Origin of the sequence: Mycolicibacterium gilvum, from assembly GCF_900454025.1 — a bacterium.
In the GTDB taxonomy this organism is placed as follows: Bacteria; Actinomycetota; Actinomycetes; order Mycobacteriales; family Mycobacteriaceae; genus Mycobacterium; species Mycobacterium gilvum.
In genome coordinates this window covers 4272132-4288919 of record NZ_UGQM01000001.1, presented here as the reverse complement: position 1 = coordinate 4288919, position 16788 = coordinate 4272132, and the positions used below count along the sequence as shown (strand labels likewise).

17 protein-coding genes are annotated in these 16788 nt (G+C 68.0%); 14 read left to right on the top strand and 3 right to left on the bottom strand.

Going from position 1 to position 16788, the window contains the following annotated elements; translation table 11 throughout:
• Positions 1 to 68 precede the first annotated feature (68 nt).
• Positions 69 to 833, top strand: a complete 765-nt coding sequence (locus tag DYE23_RS19970; RefSeq protein ID WP_011893275.1) for an enoyl-CoA hydratase/isomerase family protein — start codon at positions 69 to 71, stop codon at positions 831 to 833.
• Positions 834 to 916: 83 nt separating this feature from the next.
• On the opposite strand, the gene DYE23_RS19965 is transcribed toward DYE23_RS19970, so the two are convergent.
• Complete coding sequence (locus DYE23_RS19965) at positions 917 to 1657, bottom strand: SDR family NAD(P)-dependent oxidoreductase (RefSeq protein ID WP_013471206.1); 741 nt, start codon at positions 1655 to 1657, stop codon at positions 917 to 919.
• 124 nt (positions 1658 to 1781) lie between these two features.
• Between DYE23_RS19965 and meaB the strand changes: the two genes are divergently transcribed.
• Positions 1782 to 2693 carry a methylmalonyl Co-A mutase-associated GTPase MeaB gene (meaB, locus tag DYE23_RS19960; RefSeq protein ID WP_011893277.1) on the top strand — a complete coding sequence of 304 codons (912 nt, stop codon included), beginning with the start codon at positions 1782 to 1784 and terminating at the stop codon, positions 2691 to 2693.
• A gap of 12 nt (positions 2694 to 2705) precedes the next feature.
• Here meaB and DYE23_RS19955 read toward each other — a convergent pair whose 3' ends face one another.
• Positions 2706 to 4313, bottom strand: a complete 1608-nt coding sequence (locus tag DYE23_RS19955) for an FAD-dependent oxidoreductase (protein ID WP_011893278.1) — start codon at positions 4311 to 4313, stop codon at positions 2706 to 2708.
• Positions 4314 to 4347: 34 nt separating this feature from the next.
• Positions 4348 to 5049, bottom strand: a complete 702-nt coding sequence (locus DYE23_RS19950; RefSeq protein WP_115327985.1) for an IclR family transcriptional regulator — start codon at positions 5047 to 5049, stop codon at positions 4348 to 4350.
• A 153-nt stretch (positions 5050 to 5202) separates the two neighbouring features.
• On the opposite strand from DYE23_RS19950, the gene DYE23_RS19945 reads away from it, so the two are divergent.
• The 12 genes from DYE23_RS19945 to DYE23_RS19890 all read left to right on the top strand — a co-directional run bounded on the left by DYE23_RS19945 (position 5203) and on the right by DYE23_RS19890 (position 16787).
• Positions 5203 to 6069: an alpha/beta fold hydrolase gene (locus DYE23_RS19945; protein WP_115327984.1), complete on the top strand. Its 867-nt coding sequence runs from the start codon at positions 5203 to 5205 to the stop codon at positions 6067 to 6069.
• Entirely contained in the window at positions 6066 to 7775 is a 1710-nt protein-coding gene (locus DYE23_RS19940; RefSeq protein WP_115327983.1) for a bifunctional 3-(3-hydroxy-phenyl)propionate/3-hydroxycinnamic acid hydroxylase, read from the top strand. The genes DYE23_RS19945 and DYE23_RS19940 overlap by 4 nt, the downstream gene beginning before the upstream one ends.
• The gene (locus DYE23_RS19935) at positions 7693 to 8640 is read left to right on the top strand and encodes a 3-carboxyethylcatechol 2,3-dioxygenase (protein ID WP_115327982.1); all 948 of its coding nucleotides are present in this window, start codon (positions 7693 to 7695) and stop codon (positions 8638 to 8640) included. Before DYE23_RS19940 ends, DYE23_RS19935 begins: the two co-directional genes overlap by 83 nt.
• Entirely contained in the window at positions 8637 to 10451 is a 1815-nt protein-coding gene (locus tag DYE23_RS19930) for an FAD-binding protein (protein WP_115327981.1), read from the top strand. The genes DYE23_RS19935 and DYE23_RS19930 overlap by 4 nt, the downstream gene beginning before the upstream one ends.
• A complete protein-coding gene (locus tag DYE23_RS19925) occupies positions 10451 to 11770 on the top strand; it encodes an LLM class flavin-dependent oxidoreductase (protein WP_011893284.1) in 1320 nt (439 codons plus the stop codon). Before DYE23_RS19930 ends, DYE23_RS19925 begins: the two co-directional genes overlap by 1 nt.
• Positions 11771 to 11772: 2 nt before the next feature.
• On the top strand, positions 11773 to 12609 hold the full coding sequence (locus tag DYE23_RS19920; protein ID WP_115327980.1) for a coniferyl-alcohol dehydrogenase: 837 nt from the start codon (positions 11773 to 11775) through the stop codon (positions 12607 to 12609).
• A gap of 13 nt (positions 12610 to 12622) precedes the next feature.
• Positions 12623 to 13621: a cyclase family protein gene (locus tag DYE23_RS19915; protein ID WP_115327979.1), complete on the top strand. Its 999-nt coding sequence runs from the start codon at positions 12623 to 12625 to the stop codon at positions 13619 to 13621.
• 8 nt (positions 13622 to 13629) lie between these two features.
• Positions 13630 to 14217, top strand: coding sequence for an NADPH-dependent FMN reductase (locus DYE23_RS19910; protein WP_013471214.1), 588 nt, complete (start codon positions 13630 to 13632; stop codon positions 14215 to 14217).
• Positions 14214 to 15035, top strand: a complete 822-nt coding sequence (locus tag DYE23_RS19905; RefSeq protein ID WP_115327978.1) for an alpha/beta fold hydrolase — start codon at positions 14214 to 14216, stop codon at positions 15033 to 15035. The genes DYE23_RS19910 and DYE23_RS19905 overlap by 4 nt, the downstream gene beginning before the upstream one ends.
• A complete protein-coding gene (locus tag DYE23_RS19900; RefSeq protein WP_013471216.1) occupies positions 15032 to 15853 on the top strand; it encodes an SDR family NAD(P)-dependent oxidoreductase in 822 nt (273 codons plus the stop codon). Before DYE23_RS19905 ends, DYE23_RS19900 begins: the two co-directional genes overlap by 4 nt.
• An 86-nt stretch (positions 15854 to 15939) precedes the next feature.
• A complete protein-coding gene (locus DYE23_RS19895; protein ID WP_172527816.1) occupies positions 15940 to 16593 on the top strand; it encodes a TetR/AcrR family transcriptional regulator in 654 nt (217 codons plus the stop codon).
• Complete coding sequence (locus DYE23_RS19890; protein WP_013471218.1) at positions 16593 to 16787, top strand: ferredoxin; 195 nt, start codon at positions 16593 to 16595, stop codon at positions 16785 to 16787. Before DYE23_RS19895 ends, DYE23_RS19890 begins: the two co-directional genes overlap by 1 nt.
• Position 16788: the final 1 nt, after the last annotated feature.

The window sequence follows — 16788 nt, the reverse complement described above, 5'->3', positions numbered from 1 at the left end:
GCGCGAAGAGCCATACGCTTGCGATGAGCGCTTGCGCGAAGAGCCATTGGACACTTTAGGGAGCTGACATGTACGGAATGCCAGACGAAATCGATGTCACCGCCGACGGTGACCTTCGCATCATCACGCTCAACCGGCCCGACGATCTGAATGCCGTCAACGACAATCTGCATGTCGGCCTCGCGAAGATCTGGGAGGAGCTCAACGAGGATCCCGGCGCGCGTGCCGCGGTGATCACCGGTGCCGGCCGCGCGTTCTCCGCCGGTGGCGATTTCCACTATCTCGACGAGCTGCGCCGCGATGAGGCGTTGCGGCAGAAGACGATCAAGCACGGCCGCGATCTGGTGATCGGCATGGTGCGCTGCCGCATCCCGGTGATCGCCGCGGTCAACGGTCCCGCTGTCGGACTGGGTTGCAGTCTCGCCGCGCTGTCGGATGTCGTGTACATCGCCGAGAACGCCTTCTTCGCCGATCCGCACGTGTCGATCGGACTGGTGGCCGCCGACGGTGGTCCGCTGGTGTGGGGTTCGCAGATCAGTCTGTTGCAGGCCAAGGAATTCGCGTTGACCGGTGTCCGGATCAAGGCGCAGAAGGCCGTCGAGCTCGGGTTGGCCAACCATGTGGTCGACGACCCGGTGGGCGAGGCGATCGCGTGCGCGAAGAAGATCATGGCCCTGCCTCAGCAGGCCGTCGAGGCGACCAAGCGGCTGATGAACATTCAGCTGGAGAAGTCGGTGATGGCGTCGCTGGACTATGCCAATCTCGCCGAGTACGTGTCCTTCGGGACGGCCGATTTCAACAGGATCGTCGACGGCCTGATCGCCAAGAACTGATGCACCGCGAGCGCGCGGGTCTGCACGGGGACACGCCGCGGTATATGGAGTTTCGCGCGCGCTCGCCTTCGGTGAGCGTGCAATCAGAGGGCGAGAGCTTCGGAGCGCTGGATCGTGCCGGTGACGCCCGAGGCGTCCTGCTGGGCCAGCATCACTGCGGCGCGGCCCATCGCCTCGGGGGGTTCGACCATCTCGGGCGGGATCTCCATCCCGGCGCCGCCGGCCTGCCAGCCTTCGGTGAGTACCACGCGCGACGGGCTCAGGCAGTTCACGGCGATGTTGTCCGGCTTGAGGTCTGCGGCCAGACCGAGGTAGAGCCGTTCGGCGGCGGCCTTGGACACCCAGTACGCATTGGCGCCGTGATCGGTCATCGTGACACCGGTGGTGGTGACGGCGATCAGCGAACCGCCGCCGCGGGCACGGACGTGCGGGATGACTGCCTTGGTGACCAGGAAGACGCCGGTGGTGTTCACGTCGAGACACAGTTGCCAACGCTTCAGCGGGGTGGACTCGATCGGCCCCAGCCACAGCACCCCCGCGTTGGCGACGAGGATGTCGATACCGCCGAACTCGGCGACGGTGGCAGCGACGGCCGCCTCGACGGATTCCTCACGGGTCACGTCGCACACCACGGGCAGCGCACGGCCGCCCTCGTCGGTGATGCGTTGTGCGACAGAGCCTATGGTGCCCGGCAGCCTGCCTTCTTGCTCGGTGCGAGCGGCGACCGCCACGGACGCGCCGGCCCGCGCAAGGGCGGCGGCCACCGTGGCACCGATGCCGCGGCTGGCGCCGGCGACGAAGGCGACCTTCCCGTCGAGTGTCACCGTCGGGTCAGCTCCTGCATACGTGGCCTCCTTGAAACGGCGACTCTCTGTACGAGAGAATAACATTCTCGCCCGAGAGCGGTCGGCTGCGAGAAGGGAGAATGACCTGCGTAACCTATCTACGGTGACCGTCGAGGAGCTCATCGCCGCTGCTCGCGGCGGGTCCGCCCGCGCCACCGGCCGTCTGCTCAGCTACGTGGAGAGCCCGAGGCGCGAAGCGGTGCTCGCCGCGCTGGGCTCCGTCGCCCCCGCCCGCGTCGTCGGGATCACCGGGCCGCCCGGTGCAGGGAAGTCGACGACGGTCGGAGCCCTCGTCGGCTCCTATCGGTCGGTCGGTATGCGGGTCGCGGTGCTCGCCGTCGACCCGTCCTCGCCCTACAGCGGGGGAGCCCTGCTGGGCGACCGCATCCGGATGGCGGCGCACATCAACGACCCTGATGTGCTGATCCGCTCGGTGGCCGCCCGCGGGCATCTCGGAGGTCTGGCCGCTGCGGTCCCGGCGGCGATCACGTTGCTGTCCGCCCTGGGGTACGACCTGGTCATCCTGGAGACCGTCGGGGTGGGCCAGTCGGAGATCGAGATCGCGGCGGTGGCCGACCCGACGGTGGTGATCCTCAATCCCGGTGCCGGAGACGCGGTTCAGGCCGCCAAGGCCGGTTTGTTGGAGGTCGCCGACATCGTCGTGGTGAACAAGGCCGACCGCGACGGCGCCGATCAGACCGTGCGCGATCTGCGGGCCGAGACCGACGTGCCGATCCTCAAGCTCGTCGCCGCCCAGGGCGCCGGCCTCGACGAGGTCGTCGCCGCGATCGACGCCCACCACCGCGCCGACAGCCCCGAGCGCCGTGCCGCCCGGGCGCGCTCGCAGATCCTGTCGCTGGCGCAGACACTGCTGCGTCACCACCCTGACCTGGACCGGCTCGCGTCGTCGGTCGCCGCCGGTGGCGAGGACGCCTACACCGCGGCCGAACGGCTGTTCAATGTGAACCCGGATGTCAACCCGGATCGCCCGGCGGCGGGCCGCGACGAAGCCTGAGCCGGTGCCGGTTCAGCTCAGCGACGTGCCGGTCGCCGCGGCGTGGCCGGCGCGGTAACCGAAAACCATTGCCGGACCGATGGTTCCGCCCGCACCGCCGTAGGCTTTGCCGGTGGCGCCTGCCATCGCGTTGCCGGCGGCGAACAGCCCGGTGATCGCGGTGCCGTTGACGTGCAGCACCCGTCCGTCCCGGTCGGTGCGCGGACCACCCTTGGTGCCCATCGCCCCGACCGACACCGGCACCGCATAGTACGGGGCGGTGTCGATGGGGCCGAGCGTTCGGCCGGCTGTCGTCGCGGCATCGGTGTCGCCCCAGTAGCCGTCGTAAGCGCTTGCGCCGCGGCCGAAGTCGGGGTCGTGCTCCGCGGCGACATTGGTGTTCCACGCCGACAGCGTCGCCTCCAGCCCGGCGGGGTCGATGCCGGTCTTCTCGCCGAGCTCTTCGAGGTCGCGCGACTGGCAGAACCAGTCGGGCACCGGCCCGTCGGGATCGACGCCGAGGAAGCCGTAGTGCTTCAGGTGCAGTGAGTCGAAGACGATCCACGCGGGGTCGTTGGCGTAGCCGAGCTTGGGGTCGAGGAAATGGAACGGCCCGGCCATCGAGTTGTACTCGCCGGCCTCGTTGAGGAAGCGTCTGCCCGCCCGGTTGACGATGATGCTGCGGGGCCGCGTGCGCTCGAGTCGCACGCTGCGGCTGCGGGGCCGGCCCTCGAACGTGTCGCCGGGGATCTGCACGATGGGCACCCACCAGGCTTCCCCCATGTTCGCAAGGTCGGCGCCGTGCGCCATGGCCATCCGCAACCCGTCGCCGGTGTTGTTCGGAGGGGAGACCGCGCCGCGCATGGGACCCCTCAGGTAGGCCTCGACCAGGCGCTGGTCCCATTCGAAGCCGCCGGTGCCGAGGATGACGGCCTTGCGGGCGCGGACCCGGAAGTCGTTGCTGCCCTGTTCGATTCGCACGCCGGTGATTCCCAGGGGGTCAGCGGTCAGCTCGACGGCGCGGGCCTGGGTGTGCGGGACGACGCCGCGGTCGAGCAGCCCCTTGAGCAAGCCTGCGATCAGCGCTGTTCCCGCGACGCAGTAGTCGCCGGCCTCGTCGACCGCGGCGTGGATGCGTGCGCGCGTCTCGGCGTCGATGCCGACGTTGCTGAAGTCGGCGGGAAAGGAGGAGATCCGCTCACCCCAGTCGCCGAGCAGGGACAGGTCGAACGGTTTGGCGTTGAGGGAACGACCGCCGGCCGGTTTCCCGCCGGGCAGTTCGGGTTTGTAGTCGGGGAAGCCCGCGGCGACCTCGAACACGAGGTCGCTGTGCTGTTCGACGAAGTCGAGCATTCGCGCGCCGGTCCTGACGAACGTCTCGACCAGGTCCTCGTCCATGAATCCGAGCGACTGCGCACGCAGGTAGGCCATCGCGTCGTCGGCGGTCAGTTCGCCCTCGGCGCGGTCGTGCGCCGGTATCCACACGATGCCCCCGGACACCGCGGTCGTCCCGCCCACCGTGGCCGCCTTCTCGTACACCTCCACGGTGGCGCCGTTGACCGACGCGGCGAGCGCAGCGGTCAGGCCGGCCCCTCCGCTGCCGAGTACGACGACATCGACCTCGTGGTCCCACTCGGTCACCGCGGTCTCCTTCCTGTGGATGTCCGGAGCCTGGTCAGCTCAGGACCGCCGATAATTCGTTGGCAGCCTTGATGACTGCGTCGCGTCCGTCGATGACGACGTCCTCGCGGTGCGAGATCAGATTGATGCAGGTGGGCGGTGACGGTTGCCGGCGCCGCACGGGCACTGCGAGGCCGAAGGTGTTGGGCTCGATCTCGCCGTGGGTGATCACCCAGCCCTGCTGGCGTGCCTGGCGGACCAGATCGCGCTCCTGAGGGCGGGGCGACATGCTGGCCAGCAGCGCGATCCCGGCCGCGCCGCGGTCCAGCGGATAACGGCTGCCCTCGTGGAACGACAGTTGATAGAAGACGTTGGTGGGCACCATCACCGCGATCGCCACCTGCTGATCGCCCTCGGCGACGAGCAGCGACACGGTGGTGCCGAGTTCGTCGGCCAGGCCGCGCAGGGTGGGCACGCACAGTTGCCGGACGTTGTTGTCGAAGGACGCACCGAGCACCGCGAGCGCGGCGGCGGAGCGGTAGCGTCCGTCCTCGCCCTTGCTGACGAACCGGTACTGGGCCAGCGTGCTGAGCAGGCGATAGGCGATGGTGCGGTGCACCCCGATGTCCTCGGCGACCTGCGCGACGGTGAGGCCGTTCGGTGAGCCGGCCACCAACTGCAGCGCGTTGAGGCCGCGGGCGAGTGTCTGGGATCCGGGGGCGCCGGGACCCGCGTTCGCGTTTCCGGGATCAGCCATTCGGACCTTCCTTGACAGACGCTCTCGCGAGAGTGATGCTCTGACTATAGTGCACATGTATGTGCGATAAATGAGCAGAACGCTTACAAAGTACGAGAATTCGATTCTCGCCGTCAAGGTTTCGGACGGGGACTCCACGGAGGGAGTACAGAGGTGGCGGAGTTCGAGAGCGTGTGGAGCGACCTGCAGGGTGTCGCGTTCTCACAGGGATACCTCGACGCCGGCGGCGTGCGCACCCGCTACCTCCATGCCGGCGACCCCACCGATCCGGCGCTGGTCTTCCTGCACGGCTCCGGAGGTCATGCCGAGGCCTACGTGCGCAACCTTGAGGCGCATGCCGAGCACTTCTCCACGTGGTCGATCGACATGCTCGGCCACGGCTATACCGACAAGCCGGGGCACCCACTCGAAATCCGGCACTACGTCGACCATCTCGCCGCATTCCTGGACGCGATCGGCGCCCGTCGTGCCCACATCAGCGGCGAGTCTCTCGGCGGCTGGGTGGCAGCCCGTATCGCCGCCGATCGTCCGGAGCGCGTCGACCGGCTGGTGCTCAACACCGCCGGTGGTTCGCAGGCGGACCCGGAGGTGATGAAGCGGATCATCACCCTTTCGATGGCGGCGGCCGAGAACCCGACCTGGGACACCGTGCAGGCGCGCATCAAGTGGCTGATGGCCGACAAGTCGAAGGATTACGACGACATCGTCGCCAGCCGCCAGCGCGTCTACCGGCAGCCGGGTTTCGCCGATGCGATGCGCGACATCATGGCCCTCCAGGACCCCGAGATACGGCAGCGGAATCTGTTGGGGCCCAACGAGTACGGTGTGATCACTGCGCCCACCCTGGTGGTGTGGACGAGCGACGACCCCACCGCGGATGTCGAGGAGGGCCGCCGCATCGCGTCGATGATCCCCGGCGCCCGGTTCGAGGTCATGCCGGGGTGCGGGCACTGGCCCCAGTACGAGGACCCCAAGACCTTCGACCGGCTACATCTGGACTTCCTGCTGGGGCGCGCATGACCGAACAGACGGACGTCGACGTCGTCATCGTCGGAGCCGGCCCGGCCGGGCTGACCCTGGCCAACATCCTCGGTCTGGAAGGCGTACGCGTCCTGGTCGTCGACGAGCGCGACAAGCTCATCGACTACCCCCGAGGTGTCGGTCTGGACGACGAGTCGCTGCGCACGTTCCAGGCGATCGGCCTCGTCGACCGCGTTCTGCCGCACACCGTGCCCAACCAGATCCTGCGGTTCTTCGACGCCAAGCGAAACCTCCTCGCCGAAATGGCGCCCCCCGATGCCCGGTTCGGTTGGCCGAAGCGCAACGGCTTCGTCCAACCGATGGTCGACGCCGAATTGTTCGGCGGGCTGGAGCGTTTCGACAACGTGGAGGTCCGGTTCGGCCATCGGATGCACCAGTGCACACAGACCAACGACCGCGTCGAGGTCGAGTTCGACGGCGGGCAGGCATCGGTGTCGGCGCGCTATGTCGTCGGATGCGACGGCGGGCGAAGTGTGACACGCCGTCTGATGGGCGTGTCGTTCGACGGAACGACGTCGTCGACCCGCTGGCTCGTCGTCGACATCGCCAACGACCCGCTCGGCCATCCCAACAGCGAGGTCGGCGCCGACCCGAGACGCCCCTACGTCTCGATCGCCATCGCCCACGGAATCCGCCGCTTCGAGTTCATGATCCATCCCGACGAGACCGACGAAGAGGCCGATGATCCGGCCTTCGTGCGGCGCATGCTGGGCCAGCTGATCCCGTATCCCGAGCGCGTCGACATGATTCGGCACCGCGTCTACACCCACCACTCCAGGATCGCCGGATCGTTCCGCGAAGGCCGCCTGATGCTCGCCGGTGACGCCGCGCACCTGATGCCGGTGTGGCAGGGGCAGGGCTACAACAGCGGCATCCGGGACGCGGCGAACCTCGGCTGGAAACTCGCCGCCGTCGTCACCGGCAGGGCGGGCGAGGAACTTCTGGACACCTACGACATCGAACGCCGCAAACACGCGCGTGCGATGATCGACCTCTCCACGATGGTGGGCAGGGTGATCTCGCCGACCAACCGCAAGGTGGCGGCGCTGCGTGACCGCGTGATTCACGCGGCGTCGGCGGTGCCGTCACTGAAACGGTATGTGCTGGAGATGCGGTTCAAGCCGATGCCGCGCTATCAGCAGGGGGCGGTCCTGCACCACGCCCACGCGGCGCCCAACTCGCCCACGGGCACGTTGTTCATCCAGCCCCGCGTCGACACCCGGGACACCCAGAACGCCCTGCTCGACGACGTGCTCGGCACCGGCTTCGCGGTCGTGTGCTGGAGCAACAACCTGCGAGCCGTACTCGGTGAAGAGGCGTTCGGGCGGTGGAAAGCGTTGGGCGCCACGTTTGTCGAGGTGCGGCCCATGTCGCAGCTGAGGTGGCCCGGCCACGACGATCCCGACGTCGCGGTGATCGGCGACCGTACCGGTGCGCTCAAGGCGTGGTTCGACGTCCACACCGAATCCGTGCTGTTCGTGCGACCCGATCGCTGTATCGCCGCGGCCTGCATCGCGCAGCGTGCACCCGAGATATCGGAGGGACTGTTCGCCGCGCTCCACCTCACCGGCGGAGCGCATCTGACCCAGGGAGGAGGGACCGATGGCGAAAAGCCAGATCGCGCTGTGCTGCATGTCGCACAGCCCGCTGCTGAATCTTCCGGGACCGGCGCAGGAACTTCTTGACGAGATCGACAAGGCGATCGCCGCGGCCAGGGATTTTGTCGCCGAGTTCGATCCCGAGCTCGTCGTCACGTTCTCACCCGACCACTACAACGGGTTCTTCTACCGCGCCATGCCGCCGTTCTGTATCGGCACCGCCGCAGAAGGGGTCGGAGATTACGGGACTCACGAGGGGCCACTCGATGTCCCGTCGGACCTGGCCACCGACTGTGCGCGCGCGGTACTCGATCACGACGTCGACGTGGCGCTCTCCGCGGCGATGGACGTCGACCACGGCACCGTCCAGCCGTTGCAGAAGCTGTTCGGTGACGCCACCGCGAAACCGGTGATCCCGGTGTTCATCAACTCGGTCGCGACCCCGCTGGGGCCGATCAGACGGGTGCGGGCGCTGGGCGCCGCCGTCGGCGCCCACCTGGCGACGCTGGGCAAGCGGGTGCTGGTCATCGGCTCGGGAGGGTTGTCGCACGACCCCCCGGTGCCCACGCTGGCGACGGCGCCGCCCGCCGCGCTGGACCGTATCGTGCGCGGCGTCCCGATGACCACCGACCAGCGACAGGCACGCCAGACCGCGGTGATCGAGGCGGCGAGGGAATTCGCCTCGGGCAGAGGTACGTTGGCTCCGCTGAACCCGGACTGGGATCGCGAATTCCTCGACATCGTCGACAGCGGCCGGCTCGCCGAGGTGGACCGCTGGGACAACGGCTGGATCGCCGAGCAGGCGGGTAACTCCGCCCACGAGGTCAGGACCTGGATCGCGGCGTTCGCCGCGCTCGCGGCGCAGGGGGAGTATGTGACGGAGAACCGGTTCTACCGCGCCGCACCGGAATTGATCGCCGGGTTCGCGATCCGAACGGCGGTGACCACATGACCGAGCGCCGATCGACCGTCCAGTCCTTCGACCACGTCACCGACGTGCTGGTCGTCGGTTCCGGCGGCGGCGGGATGACCGCCGCCCTGGCCGCCGATGCCGCGGGGCTCGACACGCTGGTGGTGGAGAAGTCGCCCCGCTTCGGCGGTTCGACGGCATTGTCCGGAGGTGGCATCTGGGTTCCGGGAGCGCCGTCGCAGCGCCGCGAGGGCCACGTTGTCGACCCTGAGCAGGTGGTCACCTACCTCAAGCAAATCACCGGCGGGCTGGTCAGCGACGCCCGGTTGCGCAAGTACGTCGAGGCCGCTCCGGAGATGATGGAGTTCCTCGAAAACCTCAGCCCTTGGCTGGAATTCGTGTGGAAGCCCGGCTACGCCGACTACTATCCCGAACTGCCCGGCGGTTCGGCGCTGGGCAGCACCATCAACGTTCCCGAGATCGACCTGCGCACGCTGGGCGACGAGGAACAGAATCTGCTCACCCCGCTCGCCCTCGCACCGAAGGGAATCTGGTTCGCGCCCAAAGATCTGCGCCTGTTCTACCAGGTCCGGCAGTCCTGGAAGGGCAAAGCCGTTCTGGTGAAACTGATCTGGCGGATGTTCCGGGCGCGGGTCTTCGGTGACAGGATGGCCGCGATCGGGCAGTCGCTGTCGGCTCGCCTGCGGCTGGCGATGAAACAGCAGGACATCCCTCTGTGGCTGAATTCCCCGATGACCGAGCTGATCACCGACCACGACGGCCCGGACGCACGGGTGATCGGGGCGGCCGTCGAGAGGGACGGTCGCACACTCCGGGTGCGGGCCGACCGGGGCGTCGTGCTGGCCAGCGGGGGATTCGACCACGACATGCAACGGCGTCTGCAGCATCTGCCCGAACTGGCCCGGGTGCGCGAGATGGCCCCCGAGGGCAAGGACTGGAGCTTCGGCAACCCCGCAGCCATGGGCGACGGCATCCGGGCAGGCGAGAAGGTCGGCGGGGCAACGGAACTGCTGGACGAGGCATGGTGGTTTCCGGCGATCTGCTGGCCCGACGGCCGGCTGCAGTTCATGCTGAACGAACGCATGATGCCGGCACAGTTCATCGTCAACGGCGCCGGTAAGCGGTTCATCAACGAGGCAGCCCCGTACATGGACTTCGCGCACGCGATGATCGAGGGACAGCGTTCCGGCGTCACGCACATCCCGTGCTGGCTGATCACCGACATCCGATCGTTCCACCGGTACGTCGTCGGCGGACACCTGCCGATCCCGAAGGTGCCGTTCGCACCGGTGCCCACCGGGTGGAAGGTTCCGCAGGCCTGGCTGGACTCCGGCGTGGTCAAGCAGGGCCACACCTGGGAGGACCTGGCCCGCGAGATCGGGGTGCCCGGAACCGAACTACGCAACACCGCCGAGCGGTTCAACGCGCTGGCGGCCAAAGGGCACGACGACGACTTCTGCCGCGGGGACAGCGCATACGACAACTACTACGGCGATCAGACCCTTCCCAACCCGAACCTGTATCCGCTCGGGAAACCGCCCTACTACGCGTTCCAGATCATCCTCGGCGACCTCGGGACCTCGGGCGGACTGCGCACCGACGAGTTCGCCCGCGTCCTGCGCTCCGACGACTCGGCGATCCCCGGCCTCTATGCGGTCGGCAATGCGTCGTCCGCGGTGATGGGCCGCAGCTACGCCGGCGCAGGCGCCACCATCGGACCGGCCATGGCCTTCGGGTACGTGGCCGCCCGCCACATCGCGGAAACCGAAACCCTGACAGCCCTCGACGATCAGCCGCTCCAAGCCCCGGACCTTCAAGGAGGTAACCAGTAATGAAGATTTCACTGTTCTACGAGTTCCCGCTCCCGCGGCCGTGGTCGGACGACGACGAGCACCAGTTGTTCCAGCACGGTCTCGATGAAGTCGAACTCGCCGACAAGGCCGGCTTCTCGACGGTGTGGCTGACCGAACACCACTTCCTCGAGGAGTACTGCCACTCCACCGCGCCCGAGCTGTTCCTGGCCGCTGCGAGCCAGCGCACCAAGAACATCCGCCTCGGGTTCGGTGTCATGCACCTTCCGCCGCCGATCAACCATCCCGCGCGCATCGCCGAGCGGGTCGCCACCCTCGACCATCTGTCCAACGGTCGCGTCGAGTTCGGCACGGGCGAGGGCTCGTCGGTGGCCGAGCTGGGCGGGTTCAACATCGACCCCGCCGACAAGCGCGCGCAGTGGGAGGAGGCGCTGGAGGTCTCCATCCGCTGCATGACCGAGGCGCCGTTCACCGGCTTCAAGGGTGAGCACGTCGAGATGCCGGCGCGCAACGTGATCCCCAAGCCGCTGCAGCAACCGCACCCGCCGGTCTGGGTCGCGTGCACCCGTCCGTCCTCGGTCGGGATGGCCGCCGAGAAGGCCATCGGCGCACTGAGTTTCGCCTACACCGGCCCCGAGGCGCTCAAGGACCGGGTGGACGGCTACTACAAGGACTTCGAGGAGAAGGGCACGCCGATCACACCGGCGATCAACCCGAACCTCCTCGCGATCGGTGGCGACCTGTCGATGATGGTGGCCAAGACCGACGAGGAGGCCCTCAAGCGACTCGGAATCGGCGGCGGCTTCTTCTCGTTCGGGATCATGCACTACTACCTGACGGGGATGCACACCCCCGGTCGCACCGGGGTGTGGGAACTGTACGAGAAGGCCGTCAAGGAAGACCCCACCCTGGCCTACGGACCGGGTCGCGGCGCGATCGGCTCACCCGAGACCGTGCGCGAGTTCCTGCGCGGCTACGAGGCCAGCGGTGTCGACGAGATCATCCTGCTGCTCAACCCGCGTAGCCACGAGGGCACCATGGAGTCCATCGAGATCATGGGCCGCGACATCCTGCCCGAGTTCATCGAGCGCGACGAGAAGGCGGTCAAGGACAAGGCCAAGCGCCTGGAGCCGGTGATCGAGAAGGTCGAGGCGCGCAGGCAGAGCTGGGACGCACCGATGTTCGACGAGACCTACTCGTTCGGCGGACTTCCCACCGGCCGCGGCGGCAAGTTCACCGCCGGTGAGATCCCCGAGGCGATGGCCGAGATCAATGAGGGCCGCGTCAAGGCCGCTCAGGCCGAGAAGGACGCCAGGGCGGCGAAGGAAGCCGCGGGCTGACGGTGAGCGCTCTCGGTGAACTGGTGCGCTACGACGGCAGGCACGTCGTCGTGACAGGCTGCGCGTCGGGTATCGGAGCGCAGGCCGCACGCCTTCTGCACGACCTCGGGGCCCGGGTGACCGGCCTGGATGTCCGCGCACCGGAGGATGTTTCGGCGCTCACCGACTTCATCTCCGTCGACCTTGCCGACCAGGACTCGGTGCGGGCGGCCGCTGCGGCCGTCGACGGCGCGGTCGACGCGCTGTTCAACGTGGCCGGGGTGTCCTCGGGGATCGGTGATCCACTGCTGGTCCTGCGCATCAATTTCCTGGGCATGCGGCAGTTCACCGAATCCCTTCTCGACAGGATGCCGGCGGGCGGCGCGGTCACCAACGTGTCGTCGCTGGCGGCGTCGGCGTACCGGGAGAACGCGCACGTCACCGCAGGCCTGCTCGCCACCCGATCGGTGGACGAGGGGCTGCGGTGGTGTGCTGATCATCCCGAGGCGCTGGCGGACGGCGGGTACCGCCAGTCGAAGGAGGCGATCATTCTGTACGGCATGCAGCGTGTGACCGACCTGGGCGCGCGCGGCATCCGTGTCAACTGCACCGCACCGGGCGTCACCGAGACACCGATCCTCGACCAGTTGCGGTCGGCGTACGGCCAGCAGTACCTCGACTCGTTCACCGCACCGCTGGGACGGGTGTCGACGCCCGAGGAGCAGGCCGCCGTTCTGGTCTTCCTCGGTAGCCGGGCAGCCGGCTACATCTCGGGTCAGGTGCTGTGGACCGACGGCGGGATACTCGGCCGGCGCATCGCCTCGCAGATGTTCGACGAACCCCTGGCACAAGGGAATTGACAGGAGCGTGACTATGACCGGCACCATGGCTGACTTCCGGAAGGCGGCCGACGAGGTCCGCAACTGGGGGCGGTGGGGCGACGACGACGAAGTCGGCACCCTGAATTTCATCACCCCGGAGAAGGTCGCCGAGGCGGCCCGACTGGTCACCCAGGGCAAGGTGATCTCGCTCGGCGGGGACTTCAGCTCGGGCGGACCACAGGGCGCGTTCAAGTTCCGGCAGAATCCGGTGCATGTGATGACCGTCGACGGCGGGGACGCCTCGACGCTGGTCGAATACGGACCGAAGTGGTTGCGCAACGCGGTCGCCGCCGACATGAGCGCGTTCTTCGCCGACAACCCGTTCCGGTTCAACGACGACATCATCGTGATGCCGCTGCAGGCCGCGACCCAGTGGGACGCGATGTCGCACGTGTATTACGAAGACAAGCTGTACAACGGCTTTCCGGCCGACTCCGTGACCAGCTTCGGAGCCTTCCACCTCGGCATCGAGAAGGTCGACCGCAAGGGGATCACGTCGCGCGGCGTGCTGCTCGACGTCGTCGCCCACCGTGGCGCCGACGTCTTCTGCGAACCGGGCGAACCGATCACCCCCGACGAACTCGACGAGATCGTCGCCCGCCAGCAGGTCGAGATCCGCTCCGGGGACATCGTCGTCGTCCACACCGGCTGGTGGACACGGTTTCTGGCCACCGGCGACGGCGGTGAGGCCGGCTCGGGTCTGCACTGGACGTGTGCGAAATGGCTGCACCGACACGAGGTCGCCGCGGTCGCGTCGGACAATCTGATGGTCGAGGACCCCAACCCCGCCAACGGCGTGGAAGGGACCTTCCTGCCGATGCACATGCTGTGTCTGCGCGACATGGGCCTGATGCTCGGGGAGTACTGGGACCTCGGACCGCTGGCCGCCGACTGCGCGGCAGACGGCGTCTACGAATTCCAGCTCGTCGCACCGCCGTTGAAGGTGGTCGGTGCGGTCGGCGCACCTGTCAGCCCGATCGCGATCAAGTGAGGGATACCGTGACATCAACTCAGCCGTTCATCGTCGGTCTCGGCGGAACCCTGCGTGCCAATTCGTCGACCGAGCGCGCGTTGCGCTACTGCCTGACGGCGGTGGAGAAGCAGGGTGGCCGGACGAGGCTGTTCGCCGCCGAGGATCTCGATCTGCCGATGTATGCGCCCCACGAGCTGGAAAGGACCCCGCGCGCACTGGAACTGGTCAAATCGCTGCGGGACGCCGACGCCGTCGTGGTCGGCTCACCCGGCTACCACGGGGCGGTGTCCGGGCTGGTGAAGAACGCGCTCGACTACATCGAGGACCTGCGCGAGGACCCTCGCGTCTATCTCGACAACACCCCGTGGGGGTGCATCAGTTGCGCCTACGGGTGGCAGGCCGCCGTCGGTACCCTGACGCAGCTGCGCAGCATCGGGCACGCGCTGCGGGCGTGGCCGACCCCACTGGGGGTGGCGATCAACTCGGCCGATCCGATCTGGGATCCCTCCGGCGATCTCGCGGACACCGATCAGGGCAAGGCGGTCGCCAACCAGCTCGAACTGCTGGCCGCCCAGGTGCTCGCCTTCGCCCAGACGAACCGTGAGGCGAGGTGACCGATCGGCGCGAGGTGCTGGTGGACGGTCTGAGAACGACGTATCTGGAAGCGGGACAGGGAGATCCGATCGTTCTGCTGCACGGCGGCGAGTTCGGTGCCGACGCCGCGCTCGGGTGGGAGGCCACCATCGACGCGCTGGCGTCGCGCTACCGGGTGCTGGCCCCGGACATGCTGGGCTTCGGCGGATCGGCCAAGGTCGTCGACTTCACCGATGGCCGGGGTATGCGCATCCGCCACATCGCCCGGTTCTGCGACGTGATGGGCGTTGCCACGGCGCATTTCGTCGGCAACTCGATGGGCGCGATCAACCTCCTGGTCGACGCGACCTCCGACAAGCCTGTCCTGCCGGTGCGCAGCCTGGTCGCCATCTGCGGCGGCGGGGAGATCCAGCGCAACGAACACGTGAGTGCGCTCTACGACTATGACGCGACCCTCGAGGGCATGCGGCGCATCGTCACCGCCCTGTTCGCCGATCCGTCGTATCCGGCCGACGACGGGTACGTGCGCCGTCGCTACGAGTCCAGCATTGCGCCGGGCGCCTGGGAATCGTTGGCGGCGGCCCGATTCCGGCGGCCCGGCCTTGAGCCACCGCCGACCCCGAGCAGCTCGCGGGCCTACGAACGCATCACGGTGCCGACGCTCGTGATCGAGGGCGGCGCGGACAAGCTGTTGCCCAAGGGCTGGGCGGCCGAGATCGCGGGCCAGATCGCCGGCGCGCGCTCAGCGGTGATCGACGGCGCGGGGCACTGTCCGCAGATCGAGCAGCCTGGCGCCGTCAATGAGCTGTTACTGAATTTCTTTGAGGAGCAGAGATGACCGAACTGGCCGGAAAGGTCGCTGTCGTCACCGGGGGTGCGTCGGGGATCGGGCGGGGTATCGCGGCACGGTTCGCTGCCGAGGGCGCTTCGGTCGTGATCGCCGATGTCCGCGACGACCTCGGTGAAGCGCTGGTCCGTGAGCTGAACGAGGCCGGCGCGACGACGGTGTACCGGCACACTGATGTTGGAGACCAGGCGCAGGTCGCGGACCTGGTGTCCTCGACGGTCGAGGCCTTCGGGGCGCTGAACGTGATGGTGAACAACGCGGGCATCTCCAGCCCGCTGCGCAAAGGACTGTTCCACGAGGACCTGGAGGAATTCGACCGCGTCATGCGGGTCAATCTGCTCGGGGTGATGGCCGGGACCCGCGATGCCGCCCGCCACATGGCCGACCACGGCGGCGGGTCGGTGATCAACCTGGGGTCGATCGGCGGCATCCAGGCCGGGGGCGGCGTGTCGACCTACCGGGCGTCCAAGGCTGCGATCATCCACTTCACCAAGTGCGCGGCCATCGAACTCGCGCACTACGAGGTGCGGGTGAACTGTCTTGCCCCCGGGAACATCCCGACGCCGATCCTCGCGTCGTCGGCCACCGACGAGGACCGTGAGCGGTTGGAGAAGTTCGAGGCGAGGATCCGGCAACAGATGCGTGACGACCGTCCGCTGAAACGCGAGGGCACCGCCGACGACGTCGCGGAGGCGGCGCTCTACCTGGCCACCGACCGGTCGCGCTACGTGACCGGCACCGTGCTGCCGATCGACGGCGGCACGGTCGCGGGGAAGGTGATCGTCCGCAAACCCAAGGACCAGCAGTAGTGCCAGACGGCGCCGCCGTAACATCAAACGCGCCGTTTTTAAAGCAGTCGCTTGACTTACCCGGTGTGACGCGGTTCACTGACAGGGTGACGACTGCGAGGACTGTGCGCGCCGATCGCGCGACCGGCACCCAAGAGGCGATCCTGAAGGCGGCGGAACGGCTGTACGCCGAGCACGGCGTGTTCGCGGTGTCCAACCGGCAGGTCAGTGAAGCCGCAGGGCAGGGCAACAACGCCGCCGTCGGCTATCACTTCGGCACCAAGGCGGACCTGGTGCGTGCGATCGAGCACAAGCACCGCGGCCCCATCGAGGAGTTGCGCGAGCAGCGGGTCGCCGCCATCGGCGCGTCGGGAGACATGCGCGACTGGGTGGCCGCGCTGGTGTGTCCGCTGACCGATCATCTTGCCGCCCTGGGTAATCCGACCTGGTATGCGAGATTCGCGGCGCAGGTGATGACGGACCCCGCCTACCACAACATGATCGTCAAGGACGCGTTGTCCTCACCGTCACTGGTTCGGGTGCTCGACGGGATCAACGGCTGCCTGCCCGATCTGCCGGTCGACGTGCGGGTCGAGCGAAACATCATGGGCCGCAATCTGTTGATGCACAGCTGTGCGGACCGTGAGCGACTGCTGGCCCAGGGGTCGCCGGTGCCCCGCGCGTCGTGGCAGGCGGCGGCGACGGGCCTGATCGACGCAATCATCGGGCTGTGGCACGCGCCGGTGACGGAGCGCCCCTGATGCGGGTCGCCGTGGATCAGGACAAGTGCGTCTCCTCCGGTCAATGCGTGCTCAACGCGATGGAGGTGTTCGATCAGCGCGACGACGACGGAGTGGTCGAGCTGCGCAATCCCGAACCCGGACCCGAATACGCCCAACAGACCCGTAACGCCGCGGCCGCATGCCCGGCCATGGCCATTCACATCGAGGAGTGAG